General features: G+C 43.2%; 19 protein-coding genes. 6 read left to right on the top strand and 13 right to left on the bottom strand.

The window, feature by feature from the left end; all coding sequences use genetic code 11:
• Positions 1–4 precede the first annotated feature (4 nt).
• The 11 genes from DK188_RS03050 to rpsU form a co-directional block, all read right to left on the bottom strand.
• Positions 5–865: a nucleoside phosphorylase gene (locus tag DK188_RS03050; protein WP_111669294.1), complete on the bottom strand. Its 861-nt coding sequence runs from the start codon at positions 863–865 to the stop codon at positions 5–7.
• Positions 837–1847, bottom strand: a complete 1011-nt coding sequence (gene trhO, locus DK188_RS03045; protein WP_111669293.1) for an oxygen-dependent tRNA uridine(34) hydroxylase TrhO — start codon at positions 1845–1847, stop codon at positions 837–839. Before trhO ends, DK188_RS03050 begins: the two co-directional genes overlap by 29 nt.
• Positions 1848–2036: 189 nt before the next feature.
• A complete protein-coding gene (locus DK188_RS03040; protein WP_111669292.1) occupies positions 2037–2672 on the bottom strand; it encodes an acetyltransferase in 636 nt (211 codons plus the stop codon).
• Between the two features lie 56 nt (positions 2673–2728).
• Positions 2729–4027: a DUF2851 family protein gene (locus DK188_RS03035; RefSeq protein WP_232825646.1), complete on the bottom strand. Its 1299-nt coding sequence runs from the start codon at positions 4025–4027 to the stop codon at positions 2729–2731.
• A gap of 109 nt (positions 4028–4136) precedes the next feature.
• Entirely contained in the window at positions 4137–4952 is an 816-nt protein-coding gene (gene pyrF, locus DK188_RS03030; RefSeq protein WP_111669290.1) for an orotidine-5'-phosphate decarboxylase, read from the bottom strand.
• 114 nt (positions 4953–5066) lie between these two features.
• Positions 5067–5939, bottom strand: a complete 873-nt coding sequence (locus DK188_RS03025) for a lysylphosphatidylglycerol synthase transmembrane domain-containing protein (RefSeq protein WP_232825645.1) — start codon at positions 5937–5939, stop codon at positions 5067–5069.
• 127 nt (positions 5940–6066) lie between these two features.
• Complete coding sequence (locus DK188_RS03020) at positions 6067–7041, bottom strand: glycosyltransferase family 2 protein (RefSeq protein ID WP_111669289.1); 975 nt, start codon at positions 7039–7041, stop codon at positions 6067–6069.
• Positions 7042–7134: 93 nt separating this feature from the next.
• The gene (locus tag DK188_RS03015) at positions 7135–8649 is read right to left on the bottom strand and encodes an ArnT family glycosyltransferase (RefSeq protein ID WP_111669288.1); all 1515 of its coding nucleotides are present in this window, start codon (positions 8647–8649) and stop codon (positions 7135–7137) included.
• Between the two features lie 61 nt (positions 8650–8710).
• Entirely contained in the window at positions 8711–9016 is a 306-nt protein-coding gene (gene hpf, locus DK188_RS03010) for a ribosome hibernation-promoting factor, HPF/YfiA family (protein ID WP_111669287.1), read from the bottom strand.
• Positions 9017–9053: 37 nt separating this feature from the next.
• Positions 9054–9938: a tyrosine-type recombinase/integrase gene (locus DK188_RS03005; RefSeq protein WP_111669286.1), complete on the bottom strand. Its 885-nt coding sequence runs from the start codon at positions 9936–9938 to the stop codon at positions 9054–9056.
• A 115-nt stretch (positions 9939–10053) separates the two neighbouring features.
• Positions 10054–10248, bottom strand: coding sequence for a 30S ribosomal protein S21 (gene rpsU, locus DK188_RS03000; RefSeq protein WP_111669285.1), 195 nt, complete (start codon positions 10246–10248; stop codon positions 10054–10056).
• Positions 10249–10545: 297 nt separating this feature from the next.
• Between rpsU and DK188_RS02995 the strand changes: the two genes are divergently transcribed.
• Both DK188_RS02995 and DK188_RS02990 read left to right on the top strand, forming a co-directional pair.
• A complete protein-coding gene (locus DK188_RS02995; protein WP_111669284.1) occupies positions 10546–10740 on the top strand; it encodes a hypothetical protein in 195 nt (64 codons plus the stop codon).
• Positions 10741–10835: 95 nt separating this feature from the next.
• Positions 10836–11885 carry a hypothetical protein gene (locus tag DK188_RS02990; RefSeq protein ID WP_157963151.1) on the top strand — a complete coding sequence of 350 codons (1050 nt, stop codon included), beginning with the start codon at positions 10836–10838 and terminating at the stop codon, positions 11883–11885.
• 109 nt (positions 11886–11994) lie between these two features.
• On the opposite strand, the gene atpC is transcribed toward DK188_RS02990, so the two are convergent.
• Together atpC and atpD are read right to left on the bottom strand one after the other, a co-directional pair.
• Entirely contained in the window at positions 11995–12240 is a 246-nt protein-coding gene (gene atpC / locus DK188_RS02985) for an ATP synthase F1 subunit epsilon (RefSeq protein WP_111669282.1), read from the bottom strand.
• An 85-nt stretch (positions 12241–12325) separates the two neighbouring features.
• Positions 12326–13828 carry a F0F1 ATP synthase subunit beta gene (gene atpD, locus DK188_RS02980; RefSeq protein WP_111669281.1) on the bottom strand — a complete coding sequence of 501 codons (1503 nt, stop codon included), beginning with the start codon at positions 13826–13828 and terminating at the stop codon, positions 12326–12328.
• 288 nt (positions 13829–14116) lie between these two features.
• Between atpD and DK188_RS02975 the strand changes: the two genes are divergently transcribed.
• From DK188_RS02975 to DK188_RS02960, 4 genes are read left to right on the top strand one after another with little or no spacing between them, the layout of a single operon-like run.
• A complete protein-coding gene (locus DK188_RS02975) occupies positions 14117–14968 on the top strand; it encodes a heme/hemin ABC transporter substrate-binding protein (RefSeq protein ID WP_111669280.1) in 852 nt (283 codons plus the stop codon).
• Between the two features lie 3 nt (positions 14969–14971).
• Positions 14972–16030, top strand: a complete 1059-nt coding sequence (locus DK188_RS02970; protein WP_111669279.1) for a FecCD family ABC transporter permease — start codon at positions 14972–14974, stop codon at positions 16028–16030.
• On the top strand, positions 16030–16833 hold the full coding sequence (locus DK188_RS02965) for a heme ABC transporter ATP-binding protein (protein ID WP_111669278.1): 804 nt from the start codon (positions 16030–16032) through the stop codon (positions 16831–16833). The genes DK188_RS02970 and DK188_RS02965 overlap by 1 nt, the downstream gene beginning before the upstream one ends.
• Before the next feature lies 1 nt (position 16834).
• Positions 16835–17881, top strand: coding sequence for a hemin-degrading factor (locus tag DK188_RS02960; protein ID WP_111669277.1), 1047 nt, complete (start codon positions 16835–16837; stop codon positions 17879–17881).
• Positions 17882–17920 lie beyond the last annotated feature (39 nt).

Raw genomic sequence — 17920 nt, 5'->3', positions numbered from 1 at the left:
TCTTTTAGACGAATAGATTCAGCGCTAACTGGATCAAACGATCCATCGTTTGGTCAGCATTCGGATCAAATTTTCCCAAGGGCCGGTTGGCTACCAGAGCATTCAAGCTCAGCATCTGATGCCCCAGTAATTCACCCATGGCAAAGTATCCCGCTGTCTCCATTTCAAAATTGGTAAGCCTTTTTCCAGCAACGCTAAGTGAGGAAAGTCGCTCGATCATCTGATCAAATCGCGGCTTTAATCTGAGTTCCCTTCCCTGAGGTGCATAAAAACCCGGGCAGGTTAAGGTCACACCTTTGACAAAATTCTGATCAAGTTTTCCCAGCAGAAAAGAGGAGGCTCCTGCTTGATAGGGCAAAAATGGAAGTCCCAGTTCAGTCTGGATAGTTTTTGCCAAACTTTGATCCCCTTCCAACTCTGGATAATAGGCCATCAGCGTATCCATTCCTATCGCAACTTCTGATGCCAGCAAAGTTCCAACAGGCAATTCGGCCTGCATACTTCCTGAGGTACCGATCCGAATAATCTGAAGACTCGTTTTTTCGGCTTTGACTCTCCGACTTTCCAAATCAACATTGACCAAGGCGTCGAGTTCGGTCATTAGGATTTCGATATTGTCTGTCCCCATTCCGGTACTCATGACAGTGACTCGCTGGCCATTTTTCCATCCTGTGTGCGTGACAAACTCCCGTTTTTGGGTTTTGAAATCAATCTGGTCAAAATGCCTCGAAACGATCGGCACCCTATCGGGATCGCCTACCGTGAAAACAGTTGAAGCCAGATGTTCTGGCTTCAAATGCAAGTGGTATATACTACCGTCCGAGTTGATGATCAATTCAGACGCAGGAATTTTCCGATTTTCCATGGATTTTTTGTAGGAGTTCTTTTTCTGGCTTACGGTGAAGTCCCTTATAAGGATTGTATCCGTTGGTATTCTTTTGATAATATCCTGTGCCATCATAAGGACGCTTATCAGGATTTTCTTTGCATTCAACCGAACAGGCACCATCCAGTTCCCAACCACATTTTTCACAGATCGGAAGATGCTCATTGCAGGTCGGATTGGCGCAATTGACCATCCGGTCTGAGGCCGTGCCGCACACGTGGCAGGTAGAAATTACGGTCGGATTGACTTTATTCACCTCTACTGCGATCCGATTATCAAAGACATAGCATTTGCCTTCAAAGTCCTCACCTCCCGCTTCCATTCCGTATTTGATGATCCCTCCATGGAGTTGATACACATCTTCGAACCCTTGTTCCAAGAGGAATGCGGAGGCTTTTTCGCACTTGATTCCACCTGTACAGTAAGTGAGGACTTTTTTGTTTTTCAGGTGTTCTAGCTCTTTCACTTTCTCCGGAAAATCCCTGAAGTTGTCAATATCCAGCGTAATGGCATTTTTGAATCGACCGAGTTCGTGTTCGTAATTAGATCGAACATCCAAAATGACCACATCCTCCTGATCTTTCAAGGCTTTAAATTCAGCCGGCTCTAGGTGCTTTCCAGTTTTTACATTGGGATCTAGGTGGCGAAGGGAAGAATGCACGATTTCGGGCTTATAACGCACATGAATCTTGGTGAAAGCATGCTTATCAAAGGAGTCGATTTTGAATTCTGTTTTGGCAAATCGAGGATCAGCATGGATATAGGCCATGTACTTTTCGCAGTCTTCGACTAAGCCTGATACGGTTCCATTCAGACCCTCGTCAGAGATGATGATCCGCCCTCGGATGTTGTTTTCGACGCAGAACAGGTGGTGCTCCTCCCGATATTCCTCTGGGTTTTCGATCTGCGCGTAGCAATAGTACAGCAGGATGCTGTACGATTTGTTGTTTGTGTTTTCCATAACTAGAGCCCTGTTTCGGCAGGGTGTTGGGGATTTATGATTTATGATTTACTTCATTATTCGATATTCAGAATTCGGTGTTCAATATTTCTGATTCAATCAATTCAACATTTTATTTATTTCATGCTTACTAGGCCTGAAACTTAAAGTTAGCTTTGGACCTCGTAAATCGTAAATCCAAAATCGTACTTATTTTATTTTTGCCGCCGGATTCCCAAAGACGGTTTCATTTTTTCCAACGGAGCCAATAACGACCGAACCAGCACCTACTCTCGCTCCCTTGCCAATGGTCACACCAGCCACGATTGTGACTCCTGAGCCAATAAATGCACCTTCCTCGATCGTCACATCAGCATTTACTATAGATCCTGCACCAATCTGCACAAAGTCACCAATCACTGCCTTGTGATCAATAATCGCAGCAGTGTGGAAAATGCAATGACTTCCGACCTTTGCGCCAGCTCCAATGGTCACATTTGCGTTGATGAAATTGCCGTGCCCCAGAGCTGCATCAGTAGAAATATAAGCGCGCTCGTGAATCGCATTTACTGGCTGAACCTTTCTGTTTTCGATCAGCATTTCCACCAAAAATTTCCGGTATTTCACGTCATCCACTGCGACAAATGCCTCGGTTTTTTTCCCAATCAACTTCAGAAAACCTTCGTCTTCAGGATTTCCCAGGACCGGAATGTTATTGATTTCTGTGCCGTGAAGGCTCTGATCTTCATCCAATAAGCCGTAAACGATGACTTGATTGCTATTGAAGATCTCAAGCGCAGGATGTGCGATTCCTTTTGCTCCCAGAATGATCACTGGTTTTTCCATGGATTAATTGGTTTTGGCCTGCAAAAGTACGGGAAATGACTCGCTTACGCAAAGTTTCATTTGGATTGGCCCTTGAGTAGGCTTTGTCCGATTTTGCAGGAAAGGCATTTTTGAGGCTGGCAATACGTCCTAAAAAGCCCGATCATTCCTTGAGAATCAAAGGCGTTTTCGGCTTTCCATCCCTTCTCTCCATACTTTCGAATGATGAAATTATTCTCTGCCGGAACGGTCTGCATCAGGTCAAAGCATCGCTCCTGCCACTCCGATTGCTCGAAGTAGCGGCCATAAGCAAACCAAAGCGGGATGACGAAATTGATGATCAAAAGCTCCAAAGAACTGCCTGAGATGCCCTTTGAAGCCACTTTTTCCGTAGGCTTGCCAAAAGAATAATGATACTTCCAATAGTCCGATGCGGGGACTTGAAGCAGTTTTTTGAAGCTGGAAAACTCCCGGCTGTCTTCCATTACGGCTTGAAGCAAGTTTGGCGCTTTGGATAGAATCGCTGCCAATTGAGCAATCCGAAGTGTCGGAAAATTAGTCGGCCGAGCTCCCATGAAAGTCCAATGCTGTCGAAGCATCGGTGACGCAAACCCAAATTTTTTCTGATAAAAATCATACTCATTTTTCAGGTGCAATGCATAAGGTTCATCGGTTTTCTCTGGCAAAAGCCCGGCCTGCCCCAGGAGCATCGCCTCCAAAGCTGAGACCTGAGTTCGATGTTTTTGGAGGATTTTATACGGAACCAATGCAGCCAATTCACCCATCGGCTGACTATTGACCTTGAAGCCAAAACAAGTAAAAAGCCAACGATATGAGCTCTCTTCCCAATCTCCCTTCGTTTGATTCAGAATTTTCAAAATCATTTCTGATTTCTCCTGAAGCCGCTCGACCAGTGCTTTTTCGAGGGAGGAGAAGCGGATGATCTCGGGCACTGTTCCCAAAGCATGCGCACAGGGAAGGTCGGATTTGAAATCGAGGAGTTGCTCGTAATTCCTCCAGATTTCCAGATAGATTTTGCCTTTGAGTTCGATGGTTGGAAGGGTCGTGCCATCATTTCTGAGCACCTCCTGGTCGTTTTCCCACACCACATGTAGAATCACGGAATTGTATGCCGGATCACCGCCGTGGGCATGCTGCTTCCACTCTGAGGCCATGCGGTGGACTTCCACATGTCCGTGTAAGGTAACTCCATCCAAAACTAGGGTCGCATCTCGAAAGTCTGGGCCTTCACTTTGATTATGAAATCCAACATTCATAATCTGCACTTTCTGACCATCTGTGGTAAAAAGTGATTTTTTGTCGAAGTATTGATACTTCCAGACCAGCTGTAAAAAATCTTCTTTGAAGTTCATCATTCCCAAAGACTAAAAGTTTATGGAAATTAAGAAATTCAGAACTAGAAGTCAAGGTTTGATATAGCCAAACACTCAAAGGGTTTGAAACCCATAGCGGATTATGCGTAATTCAGAGATACCTGTCCATCAATACCTTCATCTCTTCATGCAGCTTTTGCGCTTCTTTCCTGGCTACTTTCGCAAAGTCTTTTTCACCAGAAGCATAGATGATCCCCCGGCTGGAATTGACCAAAAGTCCGCAGCTTGAGTTCATTCCATATTTTGCGACCTCAGCTAGGCTTCCTCCTTGTGCTCCCACACCGGGAACCAAGAAAAAGTGATCGGGAGCAGCTTTCCTCACCTCTCCGATCAATTCACCTCGGGTCGCACCGACTACATACATCAGGTTTTCGGGACTGCCCCATTCCTGACTCTTTTCCAAGACGGATTGGTAAAGTGGTTTGCCGGTTTGATCCTCGATCAACTGGAAATCAAGCGAACCTACATTCGAGGTCAGCGCAAGTAGGATTACCCATTTGTTCTCAAATTCCAAAAACGGTGTCACGGAATCCTGTCCCATATAGGGTGCCACGGTCACTGAATCAAAATCCATGGATTCAAAAAATGCCTTTGCGTAGAGTTTGGAGGTATTTCCAATATCACCCCGTTTGGCATCCGCAATGGTAAATACATCCTTCGGCATGATCTCGGCCACTTTAGCCAAGGTCTCCCACCCTTTCGCTCCCAATGCTTCGAAAAAGGCGATGTTTGGTTTGTAGGCCACTGCAAAGTCAGCAGTTTCTTCAATGATTTGCTTACAAAAGGAAAAAATCGGATCGGGCTCTGATAGCAGATGAGCTGGAATTTTCTCCAAATCCGGGTCAAGTCCCACACATAAAAAGGATGATTTTTGCTGGATTTGGGAGAAAAGTTCGGAGCGGGTCATGTGTTTTTTGAATTTGGGCAAATGTATAGATTAATAAAATTTAGACGGGCCTTGATCCTTGCAATTTTAAAATTACAAGGTTGAAAAAATCATATTTTATTGATTTACAATTATTTATGACTTTCCTTTCAATTCAACTTTGATAAATGCTCCTCCTAAGGAAACAGCTGCTGAAATCAAGAAAAACAACAGACTGAATGCCACGGCTGCCGTCTCTTCGATACCCGCATACCTATGCGCGTAGACAAAAACCAACTCACGCGCACCTACACCTCCAATGGTCAATGGAAGCACAGCAACAACAGAGGAAAGTAAAAACACCAATTGGTAAGCGAGAATATTCTCTGTAATCCCTAGAGACTTTAAAATAAACCACGCACAGATGAGTTGAGCAATTTGACCAGCAAACGACCAAGCGTTTGCAGGCCAGAATGAAGGCAAGAAGTCCCAGAAGAACAGCTTTTGCGCAAGCCAAAAAGCAGGAATGGTCAAAATCAATGCTGCAACCATCAGTCCGTGCCAAAGGCTGGTTTCCAAAAAATCCAACTGAATGTCAAGGATCAAAAACATACCGAAAAGCAGGAAAACAATCGCCACCAATCCTCCCAATCGATCCAAAAGTGCCGATTGAATGAGCTTTTTCACTGGAGTTTTAAATTCCTTATTGAGCAGATACACTTTGTACCCATCACCGCCGATTCCTCCGGGGAGAAAAAGATTGTAAAACATCCCGATCAGATAAAGTCGCCAGTTTTGACTTTCTGAAAGCTTAATTCCTATGTTTTTAAAATACAAATTCAGGCGAAAAGCTGTGAAGATTTTACTCAGTACAAAGAATAGAACAGCAGGAACCAGCCAAAGCCATTGAATGGATTTTGTCAGTTGGAGAAGCTGGTCTGTATCGATTTTCCGAAAAACCAAGTACAAAGCCAAGCCTGTGAGCATAAGCTTCAGGACTGTTTTGAGTTGGTTTTTGAATCGGATCAAGGGAGGGAATAAGGGTTAATGGTTAATGGTTGAGAGTTAATTGTTAGTTGGTTGATGATTAAAGAATGTGCAATTGTCAAACTCAATTTCAATTTTTAGGGGAAGCTATTGTCAATGCCTACTTTTTTCAGCTTTCTGATTTTATGCTTCTGACTTCTATTTTTTCTCCCTGATAAACGGACTTCACAGAATAGGTCTTTTTATTCTGGGATTCAAAGTACGTCCGCACGATGATCTCAGCGATGATTCCTGTGGTGATCAGCTGTATTCCTCCCAAAATCAGGATAAAACCCACAATCATGATTGGGCGGCCCCAGATATCCTCTCCCAGTATTTTCAGGATCAATAGATAAAAACTGATCAAGGAGCCTGTCAGAAAAGAAATCAAGCCCAGCCCTCCAAACAAGTGAATCGGCCTTTGAAAATACTTTTGGAAAAAAAGCATCAAAATCAGATCCGCCATCACTTTAAATGTGCGACTTAAGCCATACTTCGATGTGCCATGAATCCTTGGGTGATGCTTCACATCGACTTCAGTCATTTTTGCGCCCTGTTGCTTGGCCAAGACTGGGATAAAGCGATGCAATTCACCATATAATCCCATGTTTTGCGCAATCTCAGCTTTGTACACGCGCAGCGTGCATCCATAGTCATTGAGGTAGACTTTGGTTGTATTTCGAATTACCCAGTTGGCAATTTTGCTAGGGATTTTTCGAAGGACAAAACCATCTTTCCGATTGGCACGTCGACCTGCAACCACATCCCATTCTTCATCGATAGCTTTGCTGAGCATCATTGGAAGATCTGTTGGATCATTTTGCAGATCTCCATCCATCGTGGCAATGTAGGATCCAGTAGCCTTGTCGATTCCAGCTGCAAGAGCCGTGGTTTGTCCAAAGTTTCGGCTGAAAATAATCAGTTTAGTACGCTCATTGGCATATTTTTTTACCTCAGAGACCGTACCATCCGTGGAACCGTCCTCCACCAGAATTATCTCATACTCGATCTCCGATAGAGCTGAATAGGTAGCATCTAGTAGCGGTTTGATGTTTTCTTCCTCGTTGTAGACGGTGATGACAACGGACAAAAGTGGCTTGCTCATGGGAAAATATTTCGCCAAAAATACCCAATTAAACCCCTACCACCAAAGACCACTTCCAGTCTGGAGCAGTAGGATACTGGATCCGTAGAAGAATTAATAGGAATTGGTCTCCACAGGTGTATACTCTAGCAGATGTTCCCAGATCTGAATTTTGGATTTTCCGATGCTGTCCTTTCTAAAATAATATACCAATTCTTCTTCATGGACGAGTTTAGCAAACTTTGCTACGTCGCCAGGACTATCTTTTGTCCTGCTTACGAAAACAAATCTCCCTTGATTTCCAACCTGCCGGTCCATCCCCGGCCACAGGTCCCATTGATTCTTGCGGCTTCCCATATTGATGACCAAAGTCTGAGGATGGCTGGACATGTAAAATGCCAATTCGGAAGCGGTATGATAGCTTTCACTAAAAATCACTGGCTGCCCACCACCCAAGCTATCGGCTAAACTTTGGACTCTGGCACCTAATTCTTCGTATCCGATGACCCGTTTGAAAAGTGCCTTTTCACCTTTATTCAAAAATCCTGAGGACTTCCATTCTCCATAATTGGGTATTAATAAAATCCAAATAAGTGAAATGCTCAAAAAAGTGGCTCCGATGCTGTATTTCCTCCATCTATCCGTAAGCACAACGACTACAGGGGCCAGAAAAACGGCAAATGAACTGTAAGTAAATCCGGGCCAGTTGACCAAAATCCAAGTAGAAAGACTCAATCCTCCAAAACCCAAAAAAGTCAGCAATCCGGGTAAAACCATAAAAAAGGCCCTTTCGTTTTTAGTCTTAATCAAAGACTTGATGGCAAAATAAAAAATCGGCAGAAAGAAAACGGACACCATGGCCAATTGTCCCCCTAGATATTCTGAAGATCTGGCGAGCATCAATCCGAAATCAAAACTTTCTTTTTCCCCAGAAGCACCCCCAAGGGTTGCGATATGCTTGAAGGTGTAGAAATCATGCTGAAAATTCCAGATTATCCCGGGAATAAATCCTAAAAGGGCAATTAAACCCATTAGCGTAAAATTCCAGAAGTGCTCCTTTAGTTGCTTCGTAAACAGCAGGTAAATTATCCCCGCTGGAAAGATGAGCAGCATTGTACTTTTGGACAGGATTCCCAAAGCAGCGGCGATACCCGTCAGAACCCAGTACTTTCTCCCCTCCGAATGAACTGCCCTATAAAACGCAAACCATGCCAAAAGCCAAAAAAATGTCATGGAAGTGTCCGTGGTATGGAAGGTAAATACCAGGAAATTAACCGGCATGGCAAGAAAAATTATTCCAGCCCAACAAGCCATCCGATCAGATCGGTAAAGCTTCTCGGTAAATAAAAAGATGAGTGCAGCCGAGAGAAACCCGAAAGTAGCTGGGATAATACGGATTGCGAGTTCAGTGTCCCCAAAAATTGAAGTGCTTAAAAAATTCAGCACCGCCACCATGGGGGGTTTAGAATAATACTGCCAGTCGAGATTTTTGGACCAAAGCCAATATTGAGTCTCTTCTGTGAACAAATCAAGTTCAGGTCTGAGGGCAAAGAGGATTTTGAATAAAACAAAGGCAATATTCACTGCCCAAAAAATCAAAACATACTTAGAAGAATCCTGGCCTTTCATTGATGATGGGTAAAACAAAACCCTCAGTTTCCTGAGGGTTTGGTACAAATTTGGGCAATTCTTATTGTTTGACCAAGACTACTTTTTCTTTGTGTTTCTTGATCTGTCGTCTCAAGCCTTCGATGGCTTCATCTGCTGCAGCTTCAAAGGAATCATCCTGATGCTTGGCAAAAAATTGCTTGCCAGGAACATTTAGCTTGATTTCGACTATTTTATTCTCATTTTTTTCATTTTTATCAATTCTCATAAAAACCTCCCCATCGATGATTCGGTCATAGAAGGTGTCCAGCTTGTCCGCTTTTCTTTGGATAAAGTCGATCAATTTGCGATCCGCGTCAAAATGGATGGAGTGCATCTGCAGTTTCATAATTCGTTGCATTTAAGTGGTTGAACAATTGATTTATTTACGCTTTAGGGTGTGCCTGTTCAAACACAGCCTTCAGTTTTTCCATGGAATTGTGAGTGTATACTTGGGTGGCTGCCAGACTTGCATGTCCGAGCAGATCTTTGACTGCATTGAGGTCAGCTCCCTTGTTCAGCAGGTGGGTAGCAAAGGTATGACGGAGCAAATGTGGGCTTCTTCGCGAATTCTGCGCAAATAGATCCAAATAGTGTCTAACGATCCGATAAATCATCATAGAATAGCTTTGCTCACCCCGATTACTCACAATAAAGTAGGAATTCCCCGCTATTTTTGAAAACCTTTCCTCAAATACTTTTCGGTACAAAATGATATTCTGTTTTAAAGATTTTGTAATTGGAATTATTCGCTCCTTTTTCCTTTTTCCCAGCACCTTGACCTGGTCTTCGATCAGATTCAGATCGTCCCATTTTAATCCGGTGAGTTCAGAAAGCCTGACGCCTGTGAGGTAAAGAAACTCAATGACCATCCGATCCCTTTGCCCCTCAAAAGTGGCTTCGTACACGCTTTCTTCTAAAACGGCCTCAATGGTCATTTCCTGCACAAATTCGGGGAGTTTTTTGGGATTTTTAAGGGTTTTTAACTTATACGTTGGGTCAGATGAAATAAGTCTGGATCGGAGCAAAAACTTGAAAAAAGATCTGAGGGTGGCGATTTTGCGATTGACAGAGGTGGTGGTCAGCCCTTGCTCCACGAGATCAATGACCCAGGCTCTGAGTTCAGTATGGCTACATTTGCTCAGGTCATTTAGCTCAAATGATAACCTTACAAACTCCTGTACCTGCTCCAAATCGGTACGGTAGGCCGCCACAGTATGTAGGCTGCTACGTTTTTCGTATTCGAGATAGTTGATAAATGAGTCAATCATCAAGCTTAAGATAGCAGAAAAACAGGTAGGTAATAGTGACTTTTGTCAAATGATTAAAAAACAAAAACGCACTTGCCTGAGGGACAAGTGCGTCTGTATTTGGAGTCAATTCTGATTACTTCATTTCTTCGTCGCGAAGATGTTGCTTGTAAGCAGCTTTGATGACCTGTGCTCTTCTTACGATAGAAGGCTTCGTGAAAGCCTGACGGGCTCTGAGTTCACGAACCGCACCGGTCTTGTCAAACTTCTTTTTAAAACGCTTCAGCGCTTTTTCGATGGATTCGTTCTCTTTTACGTTTACAATGATCATAGTATACACCCCCTTTCGTGGGGCAAAGGTAAGAGAATTATTCAAAAATTGGAAGATTGAAAGATTTTAAAATTGAGGAGCCTGTATGGAGTTTTAAAAAATTAAATGCAGCACCTATAGATATATTGCATATCACCACTCAAACTAATTCTTTACCCCCTCCCCCCCAATTAGAATTTGACCGATTAACAGATTTTTGGCAAATTTTTTAGTTGATTTTTTGGTCAATACTTCCTGCTTTCCTAGTTTTAACTAAGCTAGCTTTTTAATCAATCTTTTATTTAAACAAAAAATGAAATGAAAAAAACGATGTTTTTAGCTTTGGCCGTACTGGGTATGGTCTTGGGGAGTTTTGCTGTGGTTCAGCCGGTGATGGCACAAAGTAACTGCGAGTATTTTGGGGATGATTACGGATGTAGTTATGCTCTCTGTGGTGCTTGTTTAGCATGGCAATGTCCCGGAGGTCCAACTGAAGTTTTATGTACTGAATAATTCCTGCTTAAGTGTTACAACGTTGTAAATATTTATTGGCGTTCTTTTTTCTTACATGCTGTAAGCATTCTGTAGAAAAGAACGCCATACCTGAATTGATTGAAATCCAAATATTTGACTCTGTCCTTGTTAAGGAATTAGATTACTTTATAAATGGTCAAATGGATGTGAAAATGGTGGGTGATAGCATAATTGCTGTTTCTTCAATTAAGTCTCCCGCTGTTAGTTTTTTCAAAGTTTCAGGAGAACAAAGAAAATGGATCGCATCTGGAGATTACCCAATAGGATCTTTTCAACCCTCAAATTTTGACGCTTCACAATATCCAATAATTTATTTATTGGATATGAAAAGTGAATCAATCTTAATTTTTGATGTTGAAAAACAAGAATTTCTTAGAAAAATCCGGATAAATTTTCCGGAAAATATGCAAGTAAAATTTGTAGGATCTAAGTTTCTTAAATTGGAATCTGGATATATGATAGAATTAGCATCTTCTTTATTTGATAATCTAGATCCTAATTACTATAATAAAAGTGAACAATTAATTTATCTATTTGACAATGAAGGAAAAGTTCAGCCCAAATCGTTTCTTGAGTACCCGAAGGTCTTTAAAGAGTTAAAAGGTTCATTAAAACCTTTAAATTACCTACAATTTGCAACTACAGATAATTCAATGCTATTTACCTTTCCGCATGATCGAACTATAAAACGGTTCGAAAAAGAAAATTTCGGTAAGCTTATTGAAGAGATTCCATTACCACAGAGTAAATATTTTAAGTATCAACTTTTAAGTGCGGATCAGATTATCTCTTTTCAGGATATTTTTAATTCCGGTGAAGGTTCAACTACAAAAATCCCCAGTAATCATTACTTCAACAAAATTATCGAGAAAGGAAATAAAATATTTATCACTACTTGGATGAACAACAATGAGGATTATCCAAATAATCTCACTTATTCAAACCTGTTAGTTTATCATAAAGATAAAAACAAGTGGTATGAAACCTCAAATCCAAGGAATATCCTAGACATCGGAATGCTAGCGGGAGTCATAAATGACACCCTCTATTTTTACGAAGGAAGCCTCATGAAGCACGATGAAAAATACATCAAGCGAGCGGTTCTCAAACAAATTGAAGATTGATAGAATTCTAAAATTTTCCAAAGTTTCCAACTTTGGAAATTTATACCCCTAAAACCAGTAAAGTCCAACCCTTGCGAGTTGGACTTTCTTTTTATTGTTGAATTGGAGTTTAACCGATTACTTTCTCGGCCAATACCACAATTACATTGTCTTTTACTTCTACTACTCCTCCATCTATCAGGATGGCCTGCTTGCCTGATGGCGTAGTAAATGAAACCGCACCATTGGCCAAGGCCGATACGATCGGAGCGTGATTATTCAACACCTGAAAGGATCCGTCAGCACCAGGAAAACTGGCCTCTGATACTTCTCCCTGAAATACTTTCTTCTCAGGTGTGACGATTTCTAACTGCATTTCTTTGTTTAGTTATTAAGTGAAAAGTTATTGAGTTATTAGGTTGAAATCCTTAGACCACCAATAACTAATAACCAGTAACTAATTATCTTACTTCAGCTAGCATTTTCTCACCCTTAGCAATGGCATCATCGATGCTTCCTACCAAGTTGAATGCTCCTTCCGGCAGGTGATCCAATTCCCCATCCATGATCATGTTGAAGCCCTTGATGGTATCTTTGATATCAACCAATACACCCTTCAAGCCTGTAAACTGCTCTGCTACGTGGAAAGGCTGGGAAAGGAAACGCTGTACTCGTCTTGCACGGTGTACGACTTGCTTATCCTCGTCAGAAAGTTCTTCCATACCCAAGATCGCAATGATATCCTGCAATTCCTTGTAACGCTGAAGAATCTCTTTCACACGCTGCGCACAACCGTAGTGCTCTTCGCCCAAGATGTCTGGAGAAAGAATTCGTGATGTAGAATCCAATGGATCCACCGCAGGGTAAATACCCAATTCGGCAATCTTACGGGAAAGTACAGTTGTAGCATCCAAGTGAGCGAAAGTCGTCGCTGGGGCAGGGTCAGTCAAGTCATCCGCAGGTACGTAAACGGCCTGTACGGAAGTGATCGAACCATTTTTAGTAGAAGTGATTCGCTCCTGCATGGTACCCATTTCGGTAGCCAACGTAGGCTGGTAACCTACCGCAGATGGCATACGGCCAAGAAGTGCGGACACTTCAGAACCTGCCTGCGTGAATCGGAAGATATTATCAATAAAGAATAGAATGTCTTTTCCCTGTCCAGTGCCATCACCATCACGGTAATATTCAGCAAGTGTCAGACCTGTCAAAGCCACTCGAGCACGGGCTCCAGGAGGCTCATTCATTTGTCCAAACACGAAGGTTGCTTTAGAGTTTTCAAGTTCTTTCAGATCAACTTTAGATAGATCCCATCCACCTTCAGTTTCCAAAGAGTGCACGAAGTCTTCACCGTAAGTCACGATGCCTGACTCGATCATTTCCCGAAGAAGGTCATTTCCTTCTCTTGTTCTTTCACCCACACCTGCAAATACAGACAAACCTGAATATGCTTTTGCGATGTTGTTGATCAATTCTTGAATCAATACCGTCTTACCCACACCGGCACCACCGAAAAGACCGATTTTACCACCTTTTGCATAAGGCTCGATCAAGTCAATTACTTTGATACCCGTGTAAAGTACTTCGGTTGAAGTAGAAAGGTCCTCAAAACGAGGCGCGGATCTGTGAATTGGAAGTCTTTTGCCGGCTGGCACTTGAGGAAGGCCGTCGATTGCCTCTCCTACTACGTTAAAAAGTCTTCCTTTGATAGCTTCGCCAGTCGGTACGGAGATCGGTTGACCCAAGTCTCTTACCTCCATGCCACGTACCATCCCTTCGGATGCGTCCATTGCGATGGTTCTTACTCTGTCTTCGCCAAGGTGTTGCTGTACTTCCATTACGACTACCTGACCATCTTCTTTGGTCACTTCGAGTGCGTCAAGGATGTTAGGAAGCTTACCGCCTTCAAAGGAAACGTCCACCACGGGGCCGATTACCTGAGTTATCTTTCCAATATTTGCCATTTTTTGCTTGAAATGTAAAAAGGATCCGCTTTTTTAATTCGAGCGCAAAATTAAGCAGAAAAGCCTAATCCCAAAGGATATTTGGATAATTAATCCTGAGCCCCTCCCAATTTTTAAATTAAGGTCATTTTTTTCTCCCCAGACCAAATTTGACCACATGACTTAATCGGGCTACAAGAATTTTTTTAGCCTTCCATAAAAAAATCAAATTGAAAAACTTCGATTCTTTATTTGGATTCAATCCAAATAAGAATACATTTGCCGTGTAATTCATAATCAATCTAAATAATGATAAGAGCTTTTCTTCTAGTTATAACTTTAGCATTCTGGGGCTGCCAAGCTCCCACTTCCCAAAAAACCAGCGTAGAATCACGCAAAATCATCACCGCGGGTGGGACAATTACTGAAGTGGTCAATGAGTTGGGATTCGGAGATCAAATCATCGCCACTGATATTACCTCCACTTTTCCTGCTTCCATGCAACAGCTACCATCGATAGGCTATAGAAACCAAATCAAAGCAGAAGGCATCCTTGCACTTGGACCGGATTTGGTACTGATTGAAGAAGGATACCTCAGTCCTGATGTGGTCGAGCAGCTCAAAGCTGCACAAGTAGAGATCCACAGCTTCCCAAAACCAGTCTCTGTAGCCGGTGCCAAAAAACTGGTAACAGATCTAGCGGCTTTTTTTGAAGTCAATGAAAAAGGGGAAGAAGTCAATGCCGCTATAGAAAAAGACATCCTAGAATTAAATGCCTATCTGTCCTCCCAGGAGGACAGGCCAAAAGCAGTCTTTGTCATGGCCAGAGGACCTGAAACGGTTTTCATTGCCGGGGACAAAACTTTTGCAAGGGAGATGTTTGACATGGTGAAAATTGAGACTGTGGCCACGGGATTTGACGAGTTTGCTCCCTTGACGCCAGAATCTTTGGTCAGCATGAATCCTGAATACTTGGTCTTTTTCGAGTCAGGAATCCAAAGCCTTGGCGGAAAGGAAGGACTTACGAAAATCCAAGGCATAGACCAAACCACCGCATTCAAGGAAGACCAAATTGTAGCCTTAGACGGACAGTATCTATCCGGTTTTGGCCCGAGAGTAGGCAAAGCCGCATTGGAACTTGCCAAAGCAGTACGTAACTAAGAGATGATCGCCTCATTGAGTCATACAAAAACCCAGCGTCAAAACTTAATCCTTGCAGGATTTGGGCTTGCATTGCTTGTGGTGCTGTTAGCTTCCCTTTCCTTGGGAGCCTATCGCATATCTTTGCCACAGACATTGGCGATTTTGTTTGACCTCATTGGACTCAATGTTGGCGACTTCCAAGTCCAGCAGGCAAATGTCCTGCTCCAGATCCGAGTACCGCGTATTTTGATGGCAATGCTCGTCGGAGGTGGATTGGGGATAGCGGGAGCCGCCTTGCAGGGGATGTTTAGAAATCCTCTTGTGGAGCCCGGTCTGATCGGAGTAAGCAGCGGCGCGGCACTGTTTGCGGTAATTTTCATCGTCTTGGTACCGGTATCTGCTTCTTTGGCTTGGATCAAGCCGATAGGCTTGCCCCTTTTTGCATTTGTCGGAGGGCTGATCTGCGTACTTGCAGTTTACAGACTTTCCAAATCCCAAGGAAGAAATGATGCTGCCACCTTGATTCTGGCAGGAGTCGCCATCAATGCTTTAGCAGGAGCATTGATTGGATTGGTCTTATTCTTTGCAGATGATTCTGCTTTGCGAAATTTCACCTTTTGGAGTTTGGGTGATTTGGCAGGCGCCAATTGGAGCAAAATGCCAGTAACAATAGTACTGATTGCAATACCTTCTCTCCTTTTACTACTAAATACCAGACAACTTAACGCCATTGCCTTGGGTGAGCAGGAAGCTTTTCACATGGGGGTCAATGTGCAGCGGGTCAAAATCCAATTGTTGCTTTTCAGTGCGCTGATCGTAGGCGCAGGTGTATCCATGGTGGGAATGATCGGTTTTGTCGGATTAGTTGTCCCTCATTTGATCCGGATTTTATTCGGATCGGATCATCGACTCGTCCTGCCAGGATCATTTCTTCTTGGCGCTATTCTGCTGAATTTTGCGGATTTGATCTCCAGAATCATTGTCATTCCTGCCGAAATGCCCATCGGTGTCATCACAGCTTTGATCGGTGCACCCTTTTTCATTTGGCTCATTTTCAACCTAAATAAATCCACTAACTGATGTTACAAGCCTCGAAGGTACACTTCTGTATCAAACAACGACCGATCGTAGAACAGATCAGCTTGGAAGTAAATCCGGGTGAAATTTTGGCTATACTCGGACCAAACGGTGCTGGGAAATCCACTTTTTTCAAGATTCTGTCAGGCGATATCAGCTGTAAACACGGATCTGTAAAATACAATGGGAAGACCATCACTAGCCTAAAGGCCAAAGATCTCGCTTCGGTCCGGGCGGTTATGCCTCAGCATTCTCAGGTCAATTTCCCATTCACCGTTCAGGAAGTGGTGGAATTGGGATTGATCAGCACGCAAACCAAAAACTCTTCCCAATTGATCAATGAAGTCCTGAATGCGACCAACACGGATCATCTGAAAGACCGAATATTCAACAGCCTTTCGGGTGGAGAAAAACAGCGTGTTCAGCTGGCAAGAGCCTTGGTTCAAATCTGGGAGTCAAAGCCTTTTCCTAGATACCTCCTGCTAGACGAACCGTCATCAAGTCTGGACATCGCGCAGCAGCATGCTGTCCTAAGTATTCTTCAAAAGCTCAAATCACGAAATATCGGAATCTTGGTCATCCTCCACGAACTCAACCTAGCTGCTCAATACGCAGACAAAATCGCCCTAATCAAAAATGGCGCGATCACCAAAATCGGAACTGTGGAAGAGGTTTTGGACGAAAAAACTCTGGAGAGAGCCTTCGACCATCCGATCCAACTTCTCAAAAACCCCAACACAGGGAGATTATTCGTCGCTTCTGCGGCACCATTTTATTCTTCATTAGCCACATCTAAACTTGCCTGAAATGGAAATCCTACAACAAATTAATACGCTCAAAGAAGCATGGAATCAGCTGAAAATTGCTGAGCCTTCACTCCGAATCCGTGATGCCGCTGCCAAACTTGAAGTAAGCGAAGCGGAACTCCTCGCTACAGGAATCGGTGAAAATGTAATTCGCCTAAGTGAAAACTTTGAAGACCAGTTTTTGGAATTCCCAAAACTTGGCCGAGTCATGTCCCTGACCCGCAGCGAGGGCTGTGTTTTGGAACATAAAGGACCATTTCAGAAAATCGAAATGCATCAGGCAGGCCCAAATAAAATTGCCACTGTGATCGGTCCGATTGAGCAGCGGGTGTTTTTTGCGGGATGGAAGTTTGGTTTTGCTGTGACGACAGAAACTCCGAGAGGGACCCTGAAAAGTCTCCAGTATTTTGACAAAGAAGGCGAAGCCATTTTAAAGATATACCCTCAAGATTCGTCCAAAGACGATGTTTATGAAGCTTTTGTCAACACCTATACCGCTTCAGAACAAAGTTCTGAATTGGCGCTAGAATCATTCCCATCCCCTGAGTACACCACCCGCGAAGGATTGGACTTTGAGGGTTTCAGGTCGGACTGGGAAAATATGAAAGACACGCATGATTTCTTTGGTATGCTGCGCAAATACAAACTTAATAGACTTGATGCCGTGAAGTGGATCGATGACAAATGGGCTTATGCTGTAGATCGGCTTTCCGCAAGAACTGTAGTCGAAAAGGCCGCAGAAACCCAATTGCCGATTATGATTTTCGCAGGAAATAAAGGAAACATCCAAATCCATCAGGGGAAAGTGCGCACTGTCCGTCAAATGGGCGATTGGTTGAATGTACTCGATCCGGATTTCAACATGCACCTGAATGAGAATGTGGTGGATTCTGCCTTCGTAGTTCACAAAAATACCGAGGACGGTTTGGTCTCCGCTTTGGAACTTTTTGACAAGAAAGGTGAAATGGTAGCTCAGTTTTTTGGACTGAGAAAGCCAGGATTGCCTCAGAAGGCTGAGTGGAAAGCGCTGCTAGATAGTCTGAATTAAATTCCCTTGCGGGGCATCCTGTCCCGCAAAAATTTTAAC

It is taken from the genome of Algoriphagus litoralis, from assembly GCF_003259255.1.
Taxonomy (GTDB): Bacteria; Bacteroidota; Bacteroidia; order Cytophagales; family Cyclobacteriaceae; genus Algoriphagus; species Algoriphagus litoralis.
Note: the sequence above shows the minus strand (reverse complement) of the source record. Positions and strands in the feature narration are given on the sequence as shown.